Below are 16168 nucleotides of genomic sequence, written 5' to 3'. Positions count from 1 at the left end.
TCATGCCCCATCCGCCCGCAGCCCCGGCGGCGAAAATGTCAGCAAACCATTATCGCTCCGTCATCAAAAGGAATCGCAAGAGTGCCTGAATAGCGATGAAACCGGAGGGGCATCGTGTTTTCACTCGAAGGCCGCAAGGCGCTCATCGTCGGCATAGCCAACCGTGAATCGATTGCGTGGGGCTGCGCCCGGGCCTTTCGCGCGCAGGGCGCCGATCTCGCCGTGACATGGCTGAACGAGAAGGCCGAAAAGTTCGTCCGGCCCCTCGCCGAGGAGCTGGAAGCCGAAATTCTCATGCCGCTCGACGTGACCGTGCCGGGCTCTGACGAGGCGGTGTTCGCGGAAATCGCCGGACGCTGGGGCCGGCTCGACATCCTGCTGCATTCCATCGCGTTCGCGCCGAAGGCCGATCTTCACGGGCGGGTGGTGGATTGCTCGGCCGAGGGTTTCAGTCTGGCGATGGACATTTCGGTCCATTCCTTCCTGCGCATGATCCGGCTGGCGGAACCGTTGATGGAGGGGGGCGGATGCTGCCTTTCCGTCTCCTTCCTCGGCTCGCGGCGAGTGGTGGAGCACTACAATGTCATGGGGCCCGTCAAGGCGGCGCTGGAAAGCGCCACCCGCTATGCCGCCGCCGAACTCGGCGGCAAAGGCATCCGCGTCCATGCCCTGTCGCCCGGACCGCTGGCAACCCGCGCCGCCTCCGGCATCGACCATTTCGACGCGCTCCTCGATCACGCCGCCACCCGCGCACCGACGCGCCGGCTGGCCACCGTCGACGATGTCGGCGCGCTGGCCGTCTATCTCGCCTCGGACGAGGCCCGCAACCTGACCGGCGGTGTCCATGACATCGACGGCGGCTTCTCGATTGTCGCCTGAAGGATCAATCATCATGGCAAGCGTCTTCGAAATATTCGACCCGAAGCTTCAGCCCGGCGTTCCCCGCGCCCGGAGCGATGCGCTCCACATCATGGAGGCCGGCATGGCCAGCGCGCGCGCCGAGGTCGGCGCCGCCTCGCAAACCGGAGAAATCCAGACCATGGCGGCCGCCAGCCATGCGCACCGCATCCTTGAAAGCCACTCGGCCCGCACCCGCCGCCTGATGGACGCCGGCGCCGACCTGATCTCCGGGCTGCACAGGTCGCAGGCGCAGCACGGCCTGATCGGCAGCCTGCTCGAATATCAGCGGGATGCGGCTGAACGGGCCGTGCTGACCGCCGATACGCTGCGCAAGCGCGGCGACATCTTTCTGGAGCACGAGGCGGCCGATTGCCCGCCGGTGCTGATCTACGATTACGAAGTGGTGATGGACGGGCGCGACCTGCCCTATCCCAGCAACTACATGCTGCTGAAGATCCTGCCGCCCGAGGGCGTCGTCATCGACGATACCCGCCGCCCCTACATCATCATCGACCCGCGCGCCGGCCATGGCCCCGGCATCGGCGGCTTCAAGTCCGACAGCCAGGTGGGCGTCGCATTGCGCGAGGGCCATCCGGTCTATTTCGTCGCCTTCCGCTCGCGTCCGGAGCCCGGCCAGTATCTGTCCTACGTCACCCGCGCCGAGGCCGCCTTCGTGCGCGAGGTGATGCGCCGCCATCCGCAGGCGTCGAACCCGGTCGTCACCGGCAACTGTCAGGGCGGCTGGGCCACCCTGCTGCTGGCCGCCACCAACACCGACCTGACCGGTCCCATCGTCGTCAATGGCGCGCCGGTCGCGCCATGGTCGGGCCGCGTGGGCGAGAACCCGATGCGCTACAATGCCGGCGTGCTCGGTGGAACGTGGATACCCATGATGCTGTCGGATCTCGGCGGCGGCATCTTCGACGGCGCGCATTTGGTGCTGAATTTCGAGCTGCTCAATCCGGGCCGCACCCTGTTCCGCAAATACACCGATCTCTATCGCGACATCGACAAGGGCGACCGGACCTTCCTCGAATTCGAGAAGTGGTGGGGCGGCTTCTTCATGCTGACCGAGCCGGAAATCCGCTGGATCGTCGAGCAGCTTTTCGTCGGCAACCGGCTGGCGAAGAACGAGGCCCGGCTGGAGCCAGGCCGCCCGGTCGACCTGAAGGCGATCCGCGCCCCGATCATCGTCTTCGCCAGCCATGGCGACAACATCACCCCGCCGCAGCAGGCGCTGAACTGGATCGCCGAGACCTATGCCGATGTGCAGGAAATCCGCATCCGCGGCCAGCGCATCGTCTACATGGTCCACGATCAGGTCGGGCATCTGGGAATCTTCGTGTCCTCGCAGATCGCGCGCAAGGAACATGCCGAGGTGACTTCGACGCTGAAGACCATCGAGGCGCTGGCCCCCGGCCTCTACGAGATGCGCATCGAGGACATCGAGGAGCGCGACGGCCGCAAGCATTTCACCGTCGGCTTCGCCGAACGCACGCTGGATGACATCCGCGCGCTGGACGACGGCTTTGCCGACGAGCAGCCCTTCGCGGCGGTGGCGCGTGCCTCCGAGGTGCAGGCGCAGGTCTATGACACGCTGCTGCGCCCCTTCGTGCGGGCGACGGTGACGGGAACCAGCGCCGAGCTGTCGCGCGCGCTGCATCCCAAGAGGCTGGAACGGGCGCTGGCCTCGTCCAAAAACCCGCTGATGGAGGCGGTTTCCGGCATGGCCGCCAATGTGCGGGAAAACCGCACCAGAGCAGCGGCGGACAATCCCTTCCTCGCCATGGAAGCGCTGTGGGTGGAGGGCGTCGAGCAGATGATCGACTTCACCCGCGACACCCGCGACATGCTCTACGAACTGACCTTCTTCAACGTCTGGTCGAACCCCTGGATGCGCGTCTTCGGCCGCACGCATGAGGCGCGCCGCACGCTGAAGAACACCGACGAACTGCGCGGCCTGCCGGAAGTCGCGGCGGCGCTGCACAACATCGAGCGCGGCGGTTTTCCGGAAGCGGTGATCCGCATGCTGGTGCTGCTGGCCGAGAACCGCAAGGGCGTGCGCCGCGACCGGCTGGAGCGATCCTCGAAAATCCTGACGCAGGACGAGCCGTTCCGCTCGCTGGGGGCGGAGCGCCGGGCGCTGATCATCCACGAACAGACGCTGATCGCCACCTACGAGCCGGATCTGGCGATCCGCACCCTGCCGGCGCTGCTTCCCGATGCCGCCGAGCGCGAGCTGGCGCTGCGCGTGGTGCGCTACGTGCCCGGTTCTACGGAAGAGATGCTGCCCGAAACCATCCAGCTTCTGCAAAGGTTCCACGAGGTGCTGGGGCTGCCGCATTTCCTCGGCGACATGCCGGACGACCCGCTGGAGGAAGCACAGGTGCAGGAAGAGCAGGCCGCAGCGGCGGCCGCCAATGCCGAGATCGCCCATGCGGCGGCCGTGGCGCGGCGGCAAAGGGCAACCGCCCGGACGAAGTCGGAGAGCTGACATGCATCTCGTCAACCGCACCTTCGCCGAACTCAGCGTCGGCGAGACGGCAGAACTGCGCCGTCTCGTCACCCCCGACGACCTCTACGTCTTCGCCGCGGCTTCCGGCAATTACAATCCCATGCACCTGCCATCGGCCGATGTGGACGGCGACGGCCGGCCCGAAAACATCGCCCCCGGCATGTTCGTGGCCTCGCTGATCTCGGCCGTCCTCGGCACGCTGCTGCCCGGGCCGGGCACGCTCTATCTGCGGCAGGTGACCGATTTCCACGACCGCGCCCGCGCCGGCGACGAGCTTCTGTGCCGGGTGCGGATGGTGGAGAAATCCGAAGACGGCACGGTCACGCTGGATACCGAGGTGACGCGGCCCGCCGATGGCGCGCTGATCGTCTCGGGCACGGCGCGGGTGCTCGCCCCGCAGGAAAAATACGATCGCGACGACATCGAGATTCCGGGCCTGCTGGTGCAGCGCCATCGGCATTTCGAAGCGCTGGTCGAGCGGGCCAAGGCGCTGGCCCCGCTGCCGGTGGCCGTCGTCTGCCCCGATGACGGCAATTCGCTGGGCGGCGCGCTGCGGGCGGCCAAGGAAGGGCTGATCGTTCCCCTGCTCGTCGGCGACGAGACGGCGATCCGCGAGGCAGGCGCCGCACTCGGTTCCGATCTTTCCGGCTTCGAGATCATCGGCATGCCCCGTGATCAGGGCGGCGATCAGGCCGCTGCCGCCGCGGCCTGCCGGCTCGTGCACGAAGGCCGCGCCGGGGCGGTGATGAAGGGCCACCTCCACACCGACGACCTGCTGAAGCCCATGCTCGACAAGTCTGGCGGGCTGCGGGTCGGGCGCCGCTTCACCCATGTCTTCGTCATGGACGTGCCGGGCCGGCCGGAGCCGGTCATGGTGACGGACGCCGCGATCAACATCGCACCCGACCTCGCCACCAAGGTCGACATCACCCAGAACGCCATCGACCTCGCGCTTTCGCTGGGCATCGAGCCGCGCGTCGGCGTGCTGTCGGCGGTGGAGACGGTCAATCCCGCCATCCAGTCCTCCATCGATGCCGCGCTGCTCTCCAAGATGGCAGAGCGCGGGCAGATTTCGGGCGGGCTGGTCGACGGCCCGCTGGCCATGGACAATGCGGTCGACCTGTCGGCCGCGCGCACCAAGGGGCTGAAGGGCGGCGTCGCCGGCCATGCCAACATCCTGGTGGTGCCGGGTATCGATGCCGGCAACATGCTTGCCAAGCAACTGTCCTTCGTCAGCCATGCCGAGGGCGCGGGGCTGGTTCTGGGCGCGAGGGTTCCTGTCATCCTGAACTCGCGCTCCGACAGTCCGATGTCGCGGCTGGCGTCCTGCGCGGTCGCCTCGCTGCATCACGCATTCGCAGGGGAACGCAACCGATGACGTCCGCAGACCGCAACACCGGCATTCTGGCGCTGAATGCGGGATCGTCCTCGCTGAAGGTCGCGCTGTTCCCCGCTGAGGGCGACGAGCCGCTGGTGACCGGGCAGGCCGACCGCATCGGGCCGGAAGGCACGCTGAAGCTGAAGGATGCATCAGGCGCCGAACTGACCGTGGCCGGGGGTGACCTCACCAGCCACGCGGGCGCGCTGGCGGCGATCATCGCCACCGTCAAGGGGGCCTTTCCCGGCCTGCGCATGGCCTCCGTCGGCCACCGCGTGGTGCATGGCGGGCTCGACTATGCCGAACCGGTCACGGTGACGGAGGCGGTGCTGGCGAAGCTCGCCGAACTGGAGCCCTTCGCGCCGCTTCACCAGCCCCACAACATAGCCGGCATCCGGGCGGCGATGGCGGCGTTTCCGGGCGTGCCGCAGGTCGCCTGCTTCGACACCGCCTTCCACCGCGGCCAGCCCTTCGTCAACGACACCTTCGCCATCCCGCACCGCTATTACGAGAAAGGCGTGCGCCGCTATGGCTTCCACGGGCTCAGCTACGATTACGTGACGAGCGAGCTGGAGCGCATCGCGCCGCATCTGATGGCGGGGCGCGTGGTGGTGGCGCATCTGGGCAACGGCGCTTCCATGTGCGCCATCTACAAGGGCCGCTCCGTTGCCTCGTCGATGGGCTTTTCGGCACTGGACGGCCTGCCGATGGGCACGCGCTGCGGCCAGATCGATCCGGGCGTGCTGCTCTACATGCTCGACCGGGAACATCTCGATACGGCGCAGATCCGGCAGATTCTCTACAATGAATCCGGGCTTCTGGGCCTGTCCGGCGGGCTGTCGAACGACATGCGCACGCTGGAGGAGGCCGACAGCGCGCAGTCCCACCGGGCCATCGACTATTTCGTCTTCCGCGTGCAGCGCGAGCTTGGCGCGATGGCGGCGGTGATGGGCGGTATTGACGCGCTTGTCTTCTGCGGCGGCATAGGTGAAAACTCGCGTGTCATCCGTCGTCGCGTGTGCGAACGTCTCGGCTGGATGGGAATAGAGATCGACCACGGCCGAAACGCCGCCAACGCGACGGTTCTGTCTTCCGAGTTTTCGCGGACCACGGTGATGATCGTGACAACGCGTGAGGATCTGGTCATTGCCCGGGCAGCCCGTGCCGCCGCTGGCATCAATGAGGGGGTTGCGGCATGAAGAGTACATTGAGGGCGGAGGCTGCCGCCGCCCTGATACCCGACGGTGCGAGCCTGCTGATCGGCGGCTTCATGGGCGTCGGCACACCGGAGCGGCTGGTCGACGCCCTCGTCGCCCGCAATGCCCGCGACCTCACCGTCATCGCCAACGACACCGCCCTGCCCGGACGCGGCATCGGCAAGCTGATCAGCGCCGGCGCGGTCAGCCGTGTGGTCGCCTCCCATATCGGGCTCAATCCCGAAACGCAGGCGAAGATGATCTCCGGCGAGATCGATTGCGAACTCGTGCCGCAGGGCACGCTGATCGAGCGCATCCGCGCGGGCGGCATGGGGCTCGGCGGCATCCTCACCCCGACCGGCCTCGGCACCGAGGTCGAGGACGGCAAGCAGACCATAGAGGTCGAAGGCCGGACCTTCCTCGTCGAAACGCCGATCAGGGCCGATTTCGCGCTGATCGGCGCCTGGCAGGCCGATTACGTGGGCAATCTGTTCTATCTGCTGACGGCGCGAAACTTCAATCCGGTGATGGCGCTGGCGGGGCGCACGGTGATTGCCGAGCCGGATTCGATCGTGCCTGTCGGCGTGATCGCGCCCGATGCGGTGCATACGCCCGGCGCGCTCGTCGATCATCTTCTCGTTCACCGCTGAGGGAGGCACTGATGGACGCCAAGGAACTGATTGCCCGGCGCGTGGCGCTGGAAATTAGGCCCGGCACGCTGGTCAATCTCGGCATTGGCCTGCCCAGCCTCGTGGCCAATTACGTGCCCGCCGATGCCGGCGTGTATTTTCAGGCGGAAAACGGCATCATCGGGCTCGGCGCCCGCCCACCCGAAGGAATGGAGCATGCCGACCTGACCGACGCCGGCGGCGGCTACGTCAGCGCCGTGCCGGGCGCGGCCACCATCGACAGCGCCATGAGCTTCGGCCTGATCCGGGGCGGCCATCTCGACGTCACGGTTCTGGGCGGCCTTCAGGTGGATGAAGCCGGCCACCTCGCCAACTGGAAGGTGCCGGGCAAGATGGTGCCGGGCATGGGAGGGGCGATGGATCTGGTGACGGGTGCCGCCCGTGTCGTCGTCGCCATGCAGCATGCGGCGAAAGGCGTCTCCAAGATCGTGCCGGAATGCACGCTGCCGCTGACATCGGCGCGCCGCGTCGATCTGGTCATCACCGAACTGGCGGTGATCGAGCCCACCGAAGACGGCCTGCTCCTGCGCGAGCATGCGCCGGGCGTGTCGGTGGACGATATACGCGCGGCCACCGCCGCAACCCTGATCGTCGCCGACGATCTGGCCGAAATGCGCTTTGCCTGAGCGCTTCCCATCCTGAAAGCGGAGAGATCATGAAAATAGAGAAGATCGGCGTGATCGGCGCCGGCACCATGGGCAACGGCATCGCACAATGTTTTGCCGTGGCGGGTTTTGCGGTGGTGATGCAGGACCTGTCCGCAGCCGCGCTCGAACGCGGGCGCGCCGCCATCGAAACCAGCCTTGCCCGACAGGTGAAGAAGGGCGCGCTGACGGAGGCGGAAGCCGCCGATGCGCTGTCGCGGATCACCACGGCGACGGAGCTCACCACCATGGCCGACCGCGACCTCGTGGTCGAGGCGATCGTGGAGCGGCTGGAGGTCAAGACGCAGGTGCTGAAGCAGCTCGATGCGATCTGCGGCGCGCAGACCATTCTTGCTTCCAACACCTCCTCGATCTCGCTGACCCAGATCGCGGCCGCCTCGGCTCATCCGGGCCGCGTCATCGGCATGCACTTTTTCAATCCCGTAGCGATGATGCAGCTGATCGAGATCATCCGCGCGCTGCAGACCACCGACGAGGTGGCACAGGCCGTCACCGAAGTCGCCCGCGCCATCGGCAAGAGCCCGCACGCCTCCAGCGACAGCTATGGCTTCGTCGTCAACCGCCTGCTCGTCCCCTTCATCAACGAGGCGATCAACTGCGTTCATGAAGGCGTCGCCACGCCGCAGGATGTCGACGCCATGATGAAGCTCGGCGCCAATCACCCGATGGGACCGCTGGCGCTGGGCGACCTCATCGGGCTGGACGTGGTGCTGAACATCATGGAAACTCTCTGTCAGGGGTTCGACGATCCGAAGTACCGGCCAAGCCCGCTGCTGAAGCAGATGGTCCATGCCGGCTGGCTGGGCCGCAAGACCGGCAAGGGGTTCTTCGACTATCCGGGCTGAAGAGGAGCGGCCGGACCATGACAAGGGGAAGCTTCCGCGCGGAAGACGGCACGCAGCTTGCCTATAGCGACGAGGGCAGCGGCCTGCCCGTGCTGTGCCTTGCCGGACTGACGCGGGACGGTCGCGACTTCGACTATCTGGCACGCCATATCAGGGACAGCGTGCGCCTGATCCGGCTGGACAGCCGCGGGCGCGGCGCTTCCGGGCGGGCCGATCCCGAAACCTATACCGTCGCGCAGGAAGCGCAGGATGCGCTGGCGCTTCTCGATCATCTGGGCATCGCGCGGGCGGCAATCATCGGCTCGTCGCGCGGCGGGCTGCTGGCCATGGTGATGGCCGCCATCGCGCCCTCCCGCATAGCCGGCATCTGCTTCAACGATGTCGGGCCTGCTCTGGAAAAAGAAGGGCTGGCGCGGATCGGCACCTATCTGGGCGTGAAGCCTGCCGTTCGCACGCTGGAGGAGGTGGTCGACCGCAGCCCGGCCGCCAACCCCGGCTTCCGCAACGTTCCCGCCCTCAGATGGGAGGAAGAGACGGTCCGCCACTTCATCCAGACCGAAGACGGCCTCGACCTGCCCTACGATCCCGCCCTGCGCATCGGCTTCGACCGGGCGATGACCGGGCCGCTGGCCGACGCCTGGCCCCTGTTCGAGGGATGTGCGGGAATGCCGCTGGCGCTGATCCGCGGCGCGAATTCGGACTTGCTGACGCTGGAGACCGCGCGCGAAATGCAGCGTCACAGCCCCGGCCTGATCCGCGCCGAGGTGCCGAATCGCGGCCATATTCCATTTCTCGATGAGCCGGAAGCGCTGGAAGCCATCCACATGTGGCTGGACAAATGCATGGCAGCGCAGGAGAAAGACCCCGCCTGACAAGGCATCGACAGGGTCGGGGAGCGCGCGAAATGCAGCACGGACATGGTGCTGCTTTCCGTTCACCACACCGGGCTGCCCCTGAAGCGTGTCGCGATCTTTCAGATGAGCTGCTGGCGCTTCAGGTCCCTGTTCTGGCCGCATTCATGCGACGCCGGATGTCTCCATCCGGCTGCAAAATGCCCTAGGCAGCGGTGGCGCTTTTAGCGGTCACTTCCTCCGGCGCCGGCTCCTCCTGCCTGCCGCTATAGGCGAAAAGCAGGTGGGCAAGCTGGGCGCCGGCCTGTTCGATGCGTTCACGAACCGTCAGATCGACGACCTTGCCATCGAGGAATTCATTGTCGCTGGCATAGACGGAGGTGGGCACCGTCAGGGCGGAGAAGAAACCGAAAAGCGGGCGCAGCTGGTGCTCCACGACAAGGCCATGCCTGTGACCGCCGCCCGTGGCCCCCACGACGACGGGCTTGTTGGCGAGCCCCTCCGGCGAAACGAAATCGAACAGGTGCTTGAACAGCCCCGCATAGGACCCCTTGTAGACCGGCGAAACGGCAATGAGGGCATCCGCACTTTCGACGGCTTCGATCACCGCCAGCGCCTCCTCTGAAAGCGCATCGCGCGTGAAGGCCGCACCGAGGCCCGGGCCGGCATCGATCAGATCGTAGCTCGTGACAACGACGTCGAGCTTCTGGCTGGCGACCTGCGCCACCGCTTCACCGAGCGCCAGCGACCTTGAAGGCCGCCGGGTGCTGCCGGAGAGAACCACGATATGGGGAATTCTGTCACTCATGATGGAAACCTTCGTTCTGCGTTATTCTGCTGCGACGGCAACTTCGAGGGGGCGGGTCTGGCGGGGTTGTTTCGGAGGCTGTGCTGCGGCCGCGAAACCGTCTTCTTCGCTGACCCCCAGCCCTTCCAGCAGTTCACGCCTCAGACTGATGAAACCGGCATCCGCCCGGTTGCGGGGACGGTTCAGGCCAACATCGAAGGTTCTGGCGATCCGCCCCGCCTCCACCAGCAAGATGCGATCTGCCAGCAAAAGGGCCTCATCCACGTCATGCGTGACGAAAAGCGTCGTCAGCCGGTGCTGTTCGACCAGCGCCGCCACCTGCTGCTGCATCTTCAGGCGCGTCAGCGCATCAAGCGCGGCGAAGGGCTCGTCCAGCAGCAGCAGTTTCGGCGTTCGCACCAGAGCGCGCGCGATGGCGACACGCTGCGCCTCGCCGCCGGAAAGCGTCAGCGGCCAGGCATCGGCCCGGGCCAGCAGATTGACCTCATCCAGCGCTGCCAGAGCGCGACGGCGCAGTTCCGCCCGGTTGCCGCGCAGGCCGAGCACGACATTTTCCCAGACAAGCTTCCATGGCAGCAGGCGCGAATCCTGAAACACGATCGAGCGGTTTTCCTCGATCCGGATTTCGCCCTCGGCGCCGCGATCGAGCCCGGCGATGATCTTGAGCAATGTGGATTTCCCGCAACCGCTGGCGCCCACGATGACGAGGAATTCACCTTCGCCGATCTCAAGATCGATGTCGGACAGAACCCTGCGGGTCCCGAAGGTGCGGCTGACATTTCTGAGCGCGACACCCGAAGAGGCGAGGTTTGGCATGATCAGGCTCCCTGGAACGACCGCTGCCAGCGCAGCGCCCGGGTTTCGATGAGACGAACGATGGCATCGGCGAGAATGCCGATAAGGGCGTAGACGGCCAGCACCATCATGATGACGGAGGTCTGGGCCAGCTCACTTGCCTTGATGATCAGCCAGCCGAGGCCCGAGGTGGCGTTGATCTGCTCGGCGATCACCAGCACCAGCCAGGCGATGCCGAGCGAATAGCGCAGGCCCACCAGCGCATTCGGCAGGGCAGCCGGCAGGATGATGTCGCGGATCAGTTCCCAGCGGTTGAGGCCATAGCTGCGGCCAAGCTCGATCAGCCGTTCCTCAACGCCGCGTATTCCCTTGAAGACGTTGAGATAGATCGGAAAGAAGGTGCCGAGCGCCACCAGCAATATGCGCGGCGTCTCCCCCAGCCCGAACCACAGGATGAACAAGGGCACCAGCCCCAGAAAGGGCAGCGTGCGTATAGCCTGAATGGTGGAATCCAGCGCATCCTCGCCAAGCCGGGACAGCCCAGCGACAAGGCCCGCCAGCAGGCCGAGCGAGCCGCCCAGCGCAAGGCCCAGAAAGGCGCGCACGAGGGAAATCCAGAGGCTGTCGAAGAGCTGCCCGTTGACGGCCAGCTTCCACAGGGCCGCGATGATGTCGACCGGAGACGAGCTGAAGCGCCGGTTGATGATGCCGTAGCTGGCAAGAACCTGCCAGATCACCAGAAGAGACACCGGCACGATCAGCCGGCGCACGAAGCGCGGCACCTGCCATGTGCCGGCGGCACTTTGATCGGCGGCCGATGATGGGGTGGAAACAGTTGCGAGGGACATGCGGCTCACGTTCATTGAATGATGCCGGCAAGCCTAAGGGGGTCTGCGCCATGCCTGAAGGGCGGCTGGCCTTTCCTTTCCCCGCTTTAGTAGAGTATTTTTATAGACATTAGGTTTTTTTGGAAAACCAGTGCCTCCCAAGCCCGCGCACTGCCATGGCTTAATCCGGCTCCAAATCACACGGAGCAGATTTCCATGAGACTTCCCAGGCTGCTGAGCAGCGCCACCGCCGCTGTCGTTCTTGCGCTGTCGCTTTCCCTCCCGGTGCCGGCATCCGCCGACGATGCGAAGACGCTTCGCGTCGGAACCATCAATCTTTTCGGCGTTGCATCCACCTTCGAGCAGGCGGGCCATGACAAGGCCGGCGACATAACGTTCCAGATCATTCCCTTCACGTCGGGGGTCGTGGGCCTCATTGCCGCAATCAATGCGGGCGAGATCGACGTTGCCGAAATGGGCGAGGTTGGCCCCGTGGTGGCGCAGTCGGCCGATGTCGAGGCGCAGATCATCGCGGCAACGGAGCCATGGCGCATCGGAGAAGCGCTGGTCGTTGCCGGCGACTCCCCCATCCGCACGCTGGAGGATCTGAAGGGCAAGAAGATTTCCTATGCGCGCGCCACCAACGGCCAGTGGGTCGTCAACAAGGCGCTCCAGAAGGCCGGTCTCGACATCACCGATGTCGAATCCGTGTTCCTGCCCGCGGGAACCAACACGCTTTCCGTGCTTGAGGCCGGCCAGATCGATGTCGCGGTGGCGATCGATGCCACCTTGTCGGCCTATGAGGCGCAGGGCGCGCGCCGTCTCGTCAATGCCGGCGATGTCGATGTCGACAACGCCCTGTTCTTCATCGCCTCCAACAAGGCGATCGCGGAGAAGAAGGACGCCATCGGCGCCTTCGTCAACCAGCTCGGCAAGCATCTGGCATGGGCCAGCGAGAACCAGGAAAAGCATGCCGGCTTCGTGGCGGAGCTGCTCGGGATCGAGCCGGAAGTCACGCTCTCCGTCGAGCGCAACCGGCCAAAGAAGCTGCAGGAGATCCGGCCGGAGCTGATCCCCAGCAATCAGGCGATCGCCGATGAGCTGTTTCGCCAGAAGGTGATCGAAAAAGAGATCAGGGTCGATTCCAGCTTCAACTACGAATTCAACAAATACATCCCGTGACAGGCGCCGTCGCGGATGGGAGCCCCCGTCCGCGACCGCTGTCCCTATGGAGAACACAGATGTCCGGTTCCAGTACATTTTCGCGGCGGCCTGTGCGGACCGGCCATCCGCTGCGCTTCGGCATATGGGCCCCGTATCGCGGCCAGTGGGTCGTCGGCGAGAATGATCACCTCGTTGCCGACTTCGACTTCAATCGCGAGGTCATCCAGAGTGCGGAGCGAGTCGGCTTCGATACCGTCCTGATCGCCCAGCACACCATCAATCCGATCGATCAGGCCGAGGAAATACTCGAAGCGTGGACGGCAGCGGCAGCGGCGGCGGCACTCACCGAGCGCATCGAGATCATCGCGGCGATCAAGCCAAGGCTCTACCATCCCGCTGTTCTCGCCAAGATGGCGCTCGGCATCGAGGACATCAGCCACGGCCGTTTTGCCATCAACTTCGTCAACGCATGGTTCAAACCCGAGCTGGAACGCTCCGGCATCGGCTTTCCCGAGCATGACGAGCGCTATGCCTATGGCGGCGAATGGCTGCGCATCGTCCGGGCGCTGATCGCAGGCGAAGAGGTAACCGCCGACGGGCCCAACTTCAGGCTCGACCGCTTCCGGCTGTCGCCACGCTCGCGTTACCGCGACCGTCCAGTCATCTATGCCGGCGGTGAATCCGAGCCCGGCCTGCAACTGGTCGATGAACTGGCCGATCACTGGCTGATCAACGGCCGCCCGCTGGAGGATGTGGTGCCGCTGGTCGACAACATCCTGTCGCGGCGCGCGCCCGGCCGGCCACCGTTCGGCATCGGCGTCACCGGCTTCGTTCTGGCGCGCGAGACCGATGCGGAGGCGGAGGCCGAGGTCCAGCGGCTGCTGGACATTCAGGAACCGTTCTTCGCCGCCCGGCGCGAAAAGATGAAAGGCAATATCGACGAGAAGGCCGAGGCGCTGAAGGTCGGTTTCAAATATCCCGACAAGCCGATGATCGGCGCCAATGGCGGGACGCTCCCCGGCTTCGTCGGCAGCTACGACACCGTGGCGAAGCGCCTCGCCGAATTCCACGGCATCGGCATCTCGACCTTCATGCTCTCCTTCTTCCCGCTGATCGCCGAGCAGGAACGCTTTGCCGAACACGTCATTCCAAGGGCCCGCGCGCTGGTGGCGAGCCAGGCGCTTGCCAAAGCCAGCTGAAGACCGCCAGCCCCTTTCAGGAACAGGAGATTTCGTTGACATCCACAACAGCCGTGCGGGCCGCCGCGCCTGCCGACACATCCGTCCACATCGTCCGCTCCGATGCCGAGGCGCTGGAGATCGTAACCCGCCTTGCGGCGGAGTTCCGCAAGGGCGCGCAGGCGCGCGACCAGAACCGCATCCTGCCTGCCGACGAGATCGGGGAGCTCACCCGCAACGGCATCTTCGGGGTTGCCGTGCCGAAGGATTTCGGCGGCGCCGGGGTTTCCGCCCGCACCATCGCCGATATATTCAGGATCCTGTCCGATGCCGATCCCAGCATCGGACAGATCCCCCAGAACCATTTCTGCTGGCTGCCTCTGTTCTCCAACGGCACGCCGGAACAGGAAGCCTTCTTCTATGGCCGCATCCTTGCCGGCGACCGGATCGGCAATGCCCATTCGGAGGACACCCGCAAGCGGCCCGGCGATTACGAGCACCAGCTCACCCGCGTGCCCGGCGGATGGCGCATCACCGGCCGCAAATACTATTCAACCGGCGCGATATTCGCCCAGTGGATCCCATTCATCGGTCAGGACGAGCAGAACAACCAGCTGATGTTCTTCGTCGATGCATCCAGCGACGGCGTGACCGTGGTGGACGACTGGCGCGGCATGGGCCAGCGCACCACGGCCAGCGGCACCACCATTTTCGACGACGTGTTCGTGCCCGACGCCAATGTCTTTCCCTTTGCCTCGGACAAGCCCGGCAATCGCGGGCGGATGCTGCTGGCGAGCCTCATCCATGCAGCCATCGATCAGGGCATCGCCGAAGCGACGCTGGCCGACGCCCGGCACTACATTCTCAACCACAACCGTCCGTGGATCGACAATCCGTATGACGAGCACGCGAAGGAGCCCTTCGTCATCAAGGAATTCGGCGAGTTGGCCGTCACCATACGCACGGCCGGCCTGTCGTTGCGGCATGCGGCCGATCTGGTCGACATCGCGCATTCCACCCGCACGGAAAACGATGTGCTGGAAGCGCGGCTGGCCATCGCCGATGCCCGGCTGAACTGCGGCGCCGCCGCCACGAAGGTTGCCGACGAGTTCTTCCTTTTGACCGGCGCGCGCGCAACCCTCGACAAATACGGTCTCGACCGTCACTGGCGCAACGCCCGCACCCATTCGCTGCACGACCCCTTCCGCTGGAAGCTCTACCACCTCGGAAATTATCACCTGAACGGCGTGGTGCCCGGCCCGCGCACTTACATCTGAGATCGTCACATGGCCCAACGTCATCCCGTCATCGACTTTCACACGCACTACCTGCCGCCGGGTTTCACCATCGGCGCCATCGGGCAGGGATCATTGCAGAACCGGGCCCGCTGGGAAGCGATCGCCAGCCGCATTTCAGACCGGCAGGCCCTGCTTGAAGACATTGAATCCGGGGATCTCGCCGGCCGGGTCGTGAACAGCCCGACGGCCCTTCTGGAAGGTGGAGCGGCACCGCTTGCCGATGGCATTCACGAGAGGCTGAACGAGGGATTGGCCGAACTGGTCTCAGCCCATCCGGGCAGGCTCTATGGTCTGGCCAGCGTCGACACGTTCGGCGGTGAAGCAGGCGCCCGCCAGCTCGAACACGCCGTGCGCCAGCTCGGCCTGCAAGGCGTGTTCGTCGACAGCGCCAAAGGCGATCTGCTGCTTGACGCGCCACAGGCACGCCCCGTGCTGGAAGCGGCGGCAGGGCTGGGCGTTCCCGTGTTCGTCCATCCCGTCAATCCGCCCGGGCTGACGGCGCAGCTTGCCAGATATCCGCGTCTTGGCATCCTGCAGGCGCGCGGCACCATCAACGGCGCCAGCCTGATCGCCCTGATAGAAGGCGGCGTGCTGGAAGCGCTGCCGCGCCTCAATGTCGTGGTGACGGCGCTGGCGGTCGGCGGCATCCTGTTGTCCTCGACATTCGATAAGGGCGAAGAGGGACGCCCCAGGGCCCGCGAACTGCTGAAACGTCAGGTCTATGCCGAAACCATGGGGCTGGATGCGGTGCTGTTGCGCGCCCTTGCCGATACGCTGGGGCCCGACCACCTCGTTGCCGGCAGCGACTGGCCGATCGTCAGCACCGGCCCGATCGCAGGCCGCCTGTTCGCGGCGCTGGATGAAGCCGGCTTCACCGATGACGAGAGCGCAAAAATCGCCTCCCGAACCGTTCTGAAAATGCTGAAGGCGCAGGCCTGACGCCCGCCTCTGTGCTTATCGAAGGATACAGGGAGAAGCGCGCGATCACATTACCTGAAACGTGTCCACAGAGAGCCCGGTCGCTCCCGGCACCCTGAGGGCGGCCGGCATCAGATACCG

At 65.6% G+C, this 16168-nt stretch carries 15 protein-coding genes; 12 read left to right on the top strand and 3 right to left on the bottom strand.

The window, feature by feature from the left end:
• Positions 1-114: 114 nt before the first annotated feature.
• Genes fabI through HNR59_RS16055 form a run of 8 tightly spaced genes read left to right on the top strand, consistent with a single transcriptional unit; the run spans position 115 to position 9060 of the window.
• Positions 115-879, top strand: coding sequence for an enoyl-ACP reductase FabI (fabI, locus tag HNR59_RS16090; RefSeq protein WP_183832053.1), 765 nt, complete (start codon positions 115-117; stop codon positions 877-879).
• A 13-nt stretch (positions 880-892) separates the two neighbouring features.
• Positions 893-3394 (top strand): DUF3141 domain-containing protein, encoded by a 2502-nt coding sequence (locus tag HNR59_RS16085; RefSeq protein WP_183832052.1) that lies wholly within the window; start codon positions 893-895, stop codon positions 3392-3394.
• 1 nt (position 3395) lies between these two features.
• Entirely contained in the window at positions 3396-4793 is a 1398-nt protein-coding gene (locus tag HNR59_RS16080; RefSeq protein WP_183832051.1) for a bifunctional enoyl-CoA hydratase/phosphate acetyltransferase, read from the top strand.
• Positions 4790-5992, top strand: a complete 1203-nt coding sequence (locus HNR59_RS16075; protein ID WP_183832050.1) for an acetate/propionate family kinase — start codon at positions 4790-4792, stop codon at positions 5990-5992. The genes HNR59_RS16080 and HNR59_RS16075 overlap by 4 nt, the downstream gene beginning before the upstream one ends.
• On the top strand, positions 5989-6639 hold the full coding sequence (locus HNR59_RS16070; protein WP_183832049.1) for a CoA transferase subunit A: 651 nt from the start codon (positions 5989-5991) through the stop codon (positions 6637-6639). The genes HNR59_RS16075 and HNR59_RS16070 overlap by 4 nt, the downstream gene beginning before the upstream one ends.
• 11 nt (positions 6640-6650) lie before the next feature.
• Positions 6651-7304, top strand: coding sequence for a 3-oxoacid CoA-transferase subunit B (locus HNR59_RS16065; protein ID WP_183832048.1), 654 nt, complete (start codon positions 6651-6653; stop codon positions 7302-7304).
• A gap of 29 nt (positions 7305-7333) precedes the next feature.
• Complete coding sequence (locus HNR59_RS16060) at positions 7334-8188, top strand: 3-hydroxybutyryl-CoA dehydrogenase (protein WP_183832047.1); 855 nt, start codon at positions 7334-7336, stop codon at positions 8186-8188.
• A 17-nt stretch (positions 8189-8205) separates the two neighbouring features.
• Positions 8206-9060, top strand: a complete 855-nt coding sequence (locus HNR59_RS16055) for an alpha/beta fold hydrolase (protein WP_183832046.1) — start codon at positions 8206-8208, stop codon at positions 9058-9060.
• A 184-nt stretch (positions 9061-9244) separates the two neighbouring features.
• On the opposite strand, the gene msuE is transcribed toward HNR59_RS16055, so the two are convergent.
• From msuE to HNR59_RS16040, 3 genes are read right to left on the bottom strand one after another with little or no spacing between them, the layout of a single operon-like run.
• On the bottom strand, positions 9245-9847 hold the full coding sequence (gene msuE, locus HNR59_RS16050) for an FMN reductase (protein WP_210307386.1): 603 nt from the start codon (positions 9845-9847) through the stop codon (positions 9245-9247).
• 21 nt (positions 9848-9868) lie between these two features.
• The gene (locus HNR59_RS16045; RefSeq protein WP_183832045.1) at positions 9869-10663 is read right to left on the bottom strand and encodes an ABC transporter ATP-binding protein; all 795 of its coding nucleotides are present in this window, start codon (positions 10661-10663) and stop codon (positions 9869-9871) included.
• A 2-nt stretch (positions 10664-10665) separates the two neighbouring features.
• A complete protein-coding gene (locus tag HNR59_RS16040) occupies positions 10666-11490 on the bottom strand; it encodes an ABC transporter permease (RefSeq protein WP_183832044.1) in 825 nt (274 codons plus the stop codon).
• 195 nt (positions 11491-11685) lie between these two features.
• Between HNR59_RS16040 and HNR59_RS16035 the strand changes: the two genes are divergently transcribed.
• Genes HNR59_RS16035 through HNR59_RS16020 form a run of 4 tightly spaced genes read left to right on the top strand, consistent with a single transcriptional unit; the run spans position 11686 to position 16048 of the window.
• Positions 11686-12651, top strand: coding sequence for an ABC transporter substrate-binding protein (locus tag HNR59_RS16035; protein WP_183832043.1), 966 nt, complete (start codon positions 11686-11688; stop codon positions 12649-12651).
• A 59-nt stretch (positions 12652-12710) separates the two neighbouring features.
• Entirely contained in the window at positions 12711-13832 is a 1122-nt protein-coding gene (locus HNR59_RS16030; RefSeq protein ID WP_183832042.1) for an LLM class flavin-dependent oxidoreductase, read from the top strand.
• A 35-nt stretch (positions 13833-13867) separates the two neighbouring features.
• Positions 13868-15088, top strand: a complete 1221-nt coding sequence (locus HNR59_RS16025) for an SfnB family sulfur acquisition oxidoreductase (protein WP_183832041.1) — start codon at positions 13868-13870, stop codon at positions 15086-15088.
• 9 nt (positions 15089-15097) lie between these two features.
• On the top strand, positions 15098-16048 hold the full coding sequence (locus tag HNR59_RS16020) for an amidohydrolase family protein (protein ID WP_183832040.1): 951 nt from the start codon (positions 15098-15100) through the stop codon (positions 16046-16048).
• The last annotated feature ends 120 nt before the right edge of the window (positions 16049-16168 follow it).

It is taken from the genome of Aquamicrobium lusatiense (assembly GCF_014201615.1).
GTDB classification, from domain to species: Bacteria; Pseudomonadota; Alphaproteobacteria; order Rhizobiales; family Rhizobiaceae; genus Mesorhizobium; species Mesorhizobium lusatiense.
Note: the sequence above shows the minus strand (reverse complement) of the source record. Positions and strands in the feature narration are given on the sequence as shown.

Bases quoted from the DNA above. Each gene is read 5' to 3' on its own strand.
- HNR59_RS16030 (WP_183832042.1), top strand. From the start codon at position 12,711: ATGTCCGGTTCCAGTACATTTTCGCGGCGGCCTGTGCGGACCGGCCAT.
- HNR59_RS16080 (WP_183832051.1), top strand. From the start codon at position 3,396: ATGCATCTCGTCAACCGCACCTTCGCCGAACTCAGCGTCGGCGAGACG.
- msuE (WP_210307386.1), bottom strand. From the start codon at position 9,847: ATGAGTGACAGAATTCCCCATATCGTGGTTCTCTCCGGCAGCACCCGG.
- HNR59_RS16055 (WP_183832046.1), top strand. From the start codon at position 8,206: ATGACAAGGGGAAGCTTCCGCGCGGAAGACGGCACGCAGCTTGCCTAT.
- HNR59_RS16045 (WP_183832045.1), bottom strand. From the start codon at position 10,663: ATGCCAAACCTCGCCTCTTCGGGTGTCGCGCTCAGAAATGTCAGCCGC.
- HNR59_RS16035 (WP_183832043.1), top strand. From the start codon at position 11,686: ATGAGACTTCCCAGGCTGCTGAGCAGCGCCACCGCCGCTGTCGTTCTT.
- HNR59_RS16070 (WP_183832049.1), top strand. From the start codon at position 5,989: ATGAAGAGTACATTGAGGGCGGAGGCTGCCGCCGCCCTGATACCCGAC.
- HNR59_RS16085 (WP_183832052.1), top strand. From the start codon at position 893: ATGGCAAGCGTCTTCGAAATATTCGACCCGAAGCTTCAGCCCGGCGTT.
- HNR59_RS16060 (WP_183832047.1), top strand. From the start codon at position 7,334: ATGAAAATAGAGAAGATCGGCGTGATCGGCGCCGGCACCATGGGCAAC.
- HNR59_RS16040 (WP_183832044.1), bottom strand. From the start codon at position 11,490: ATGTCCCTCGCAACTGTTTCCACCCCATCATCGGCCGCCGATCAAAGT.
- HNR59_RS16020 (WP_183832040.1), top strand. From the start codon at position 15,098: ATGGCCCAACGTCATCCCGTCATCGACTTTCACACGCACTACCTGCCG.
- HNR59_RS16075 (WP_183832050.1), top strand. From the start codon at position 4,790: ATGACGTCCGCAGACCGCAACACCGGCATTCTGGCGCTGAATGCGGGA.
- HNR59_RS16065 (WP_183832048.1), top strand. From the start codon at position 6,651: ATGGACGCCAAGGAACTGATTGCCCGGCGCGTGGCGCTGGAAATTAGG.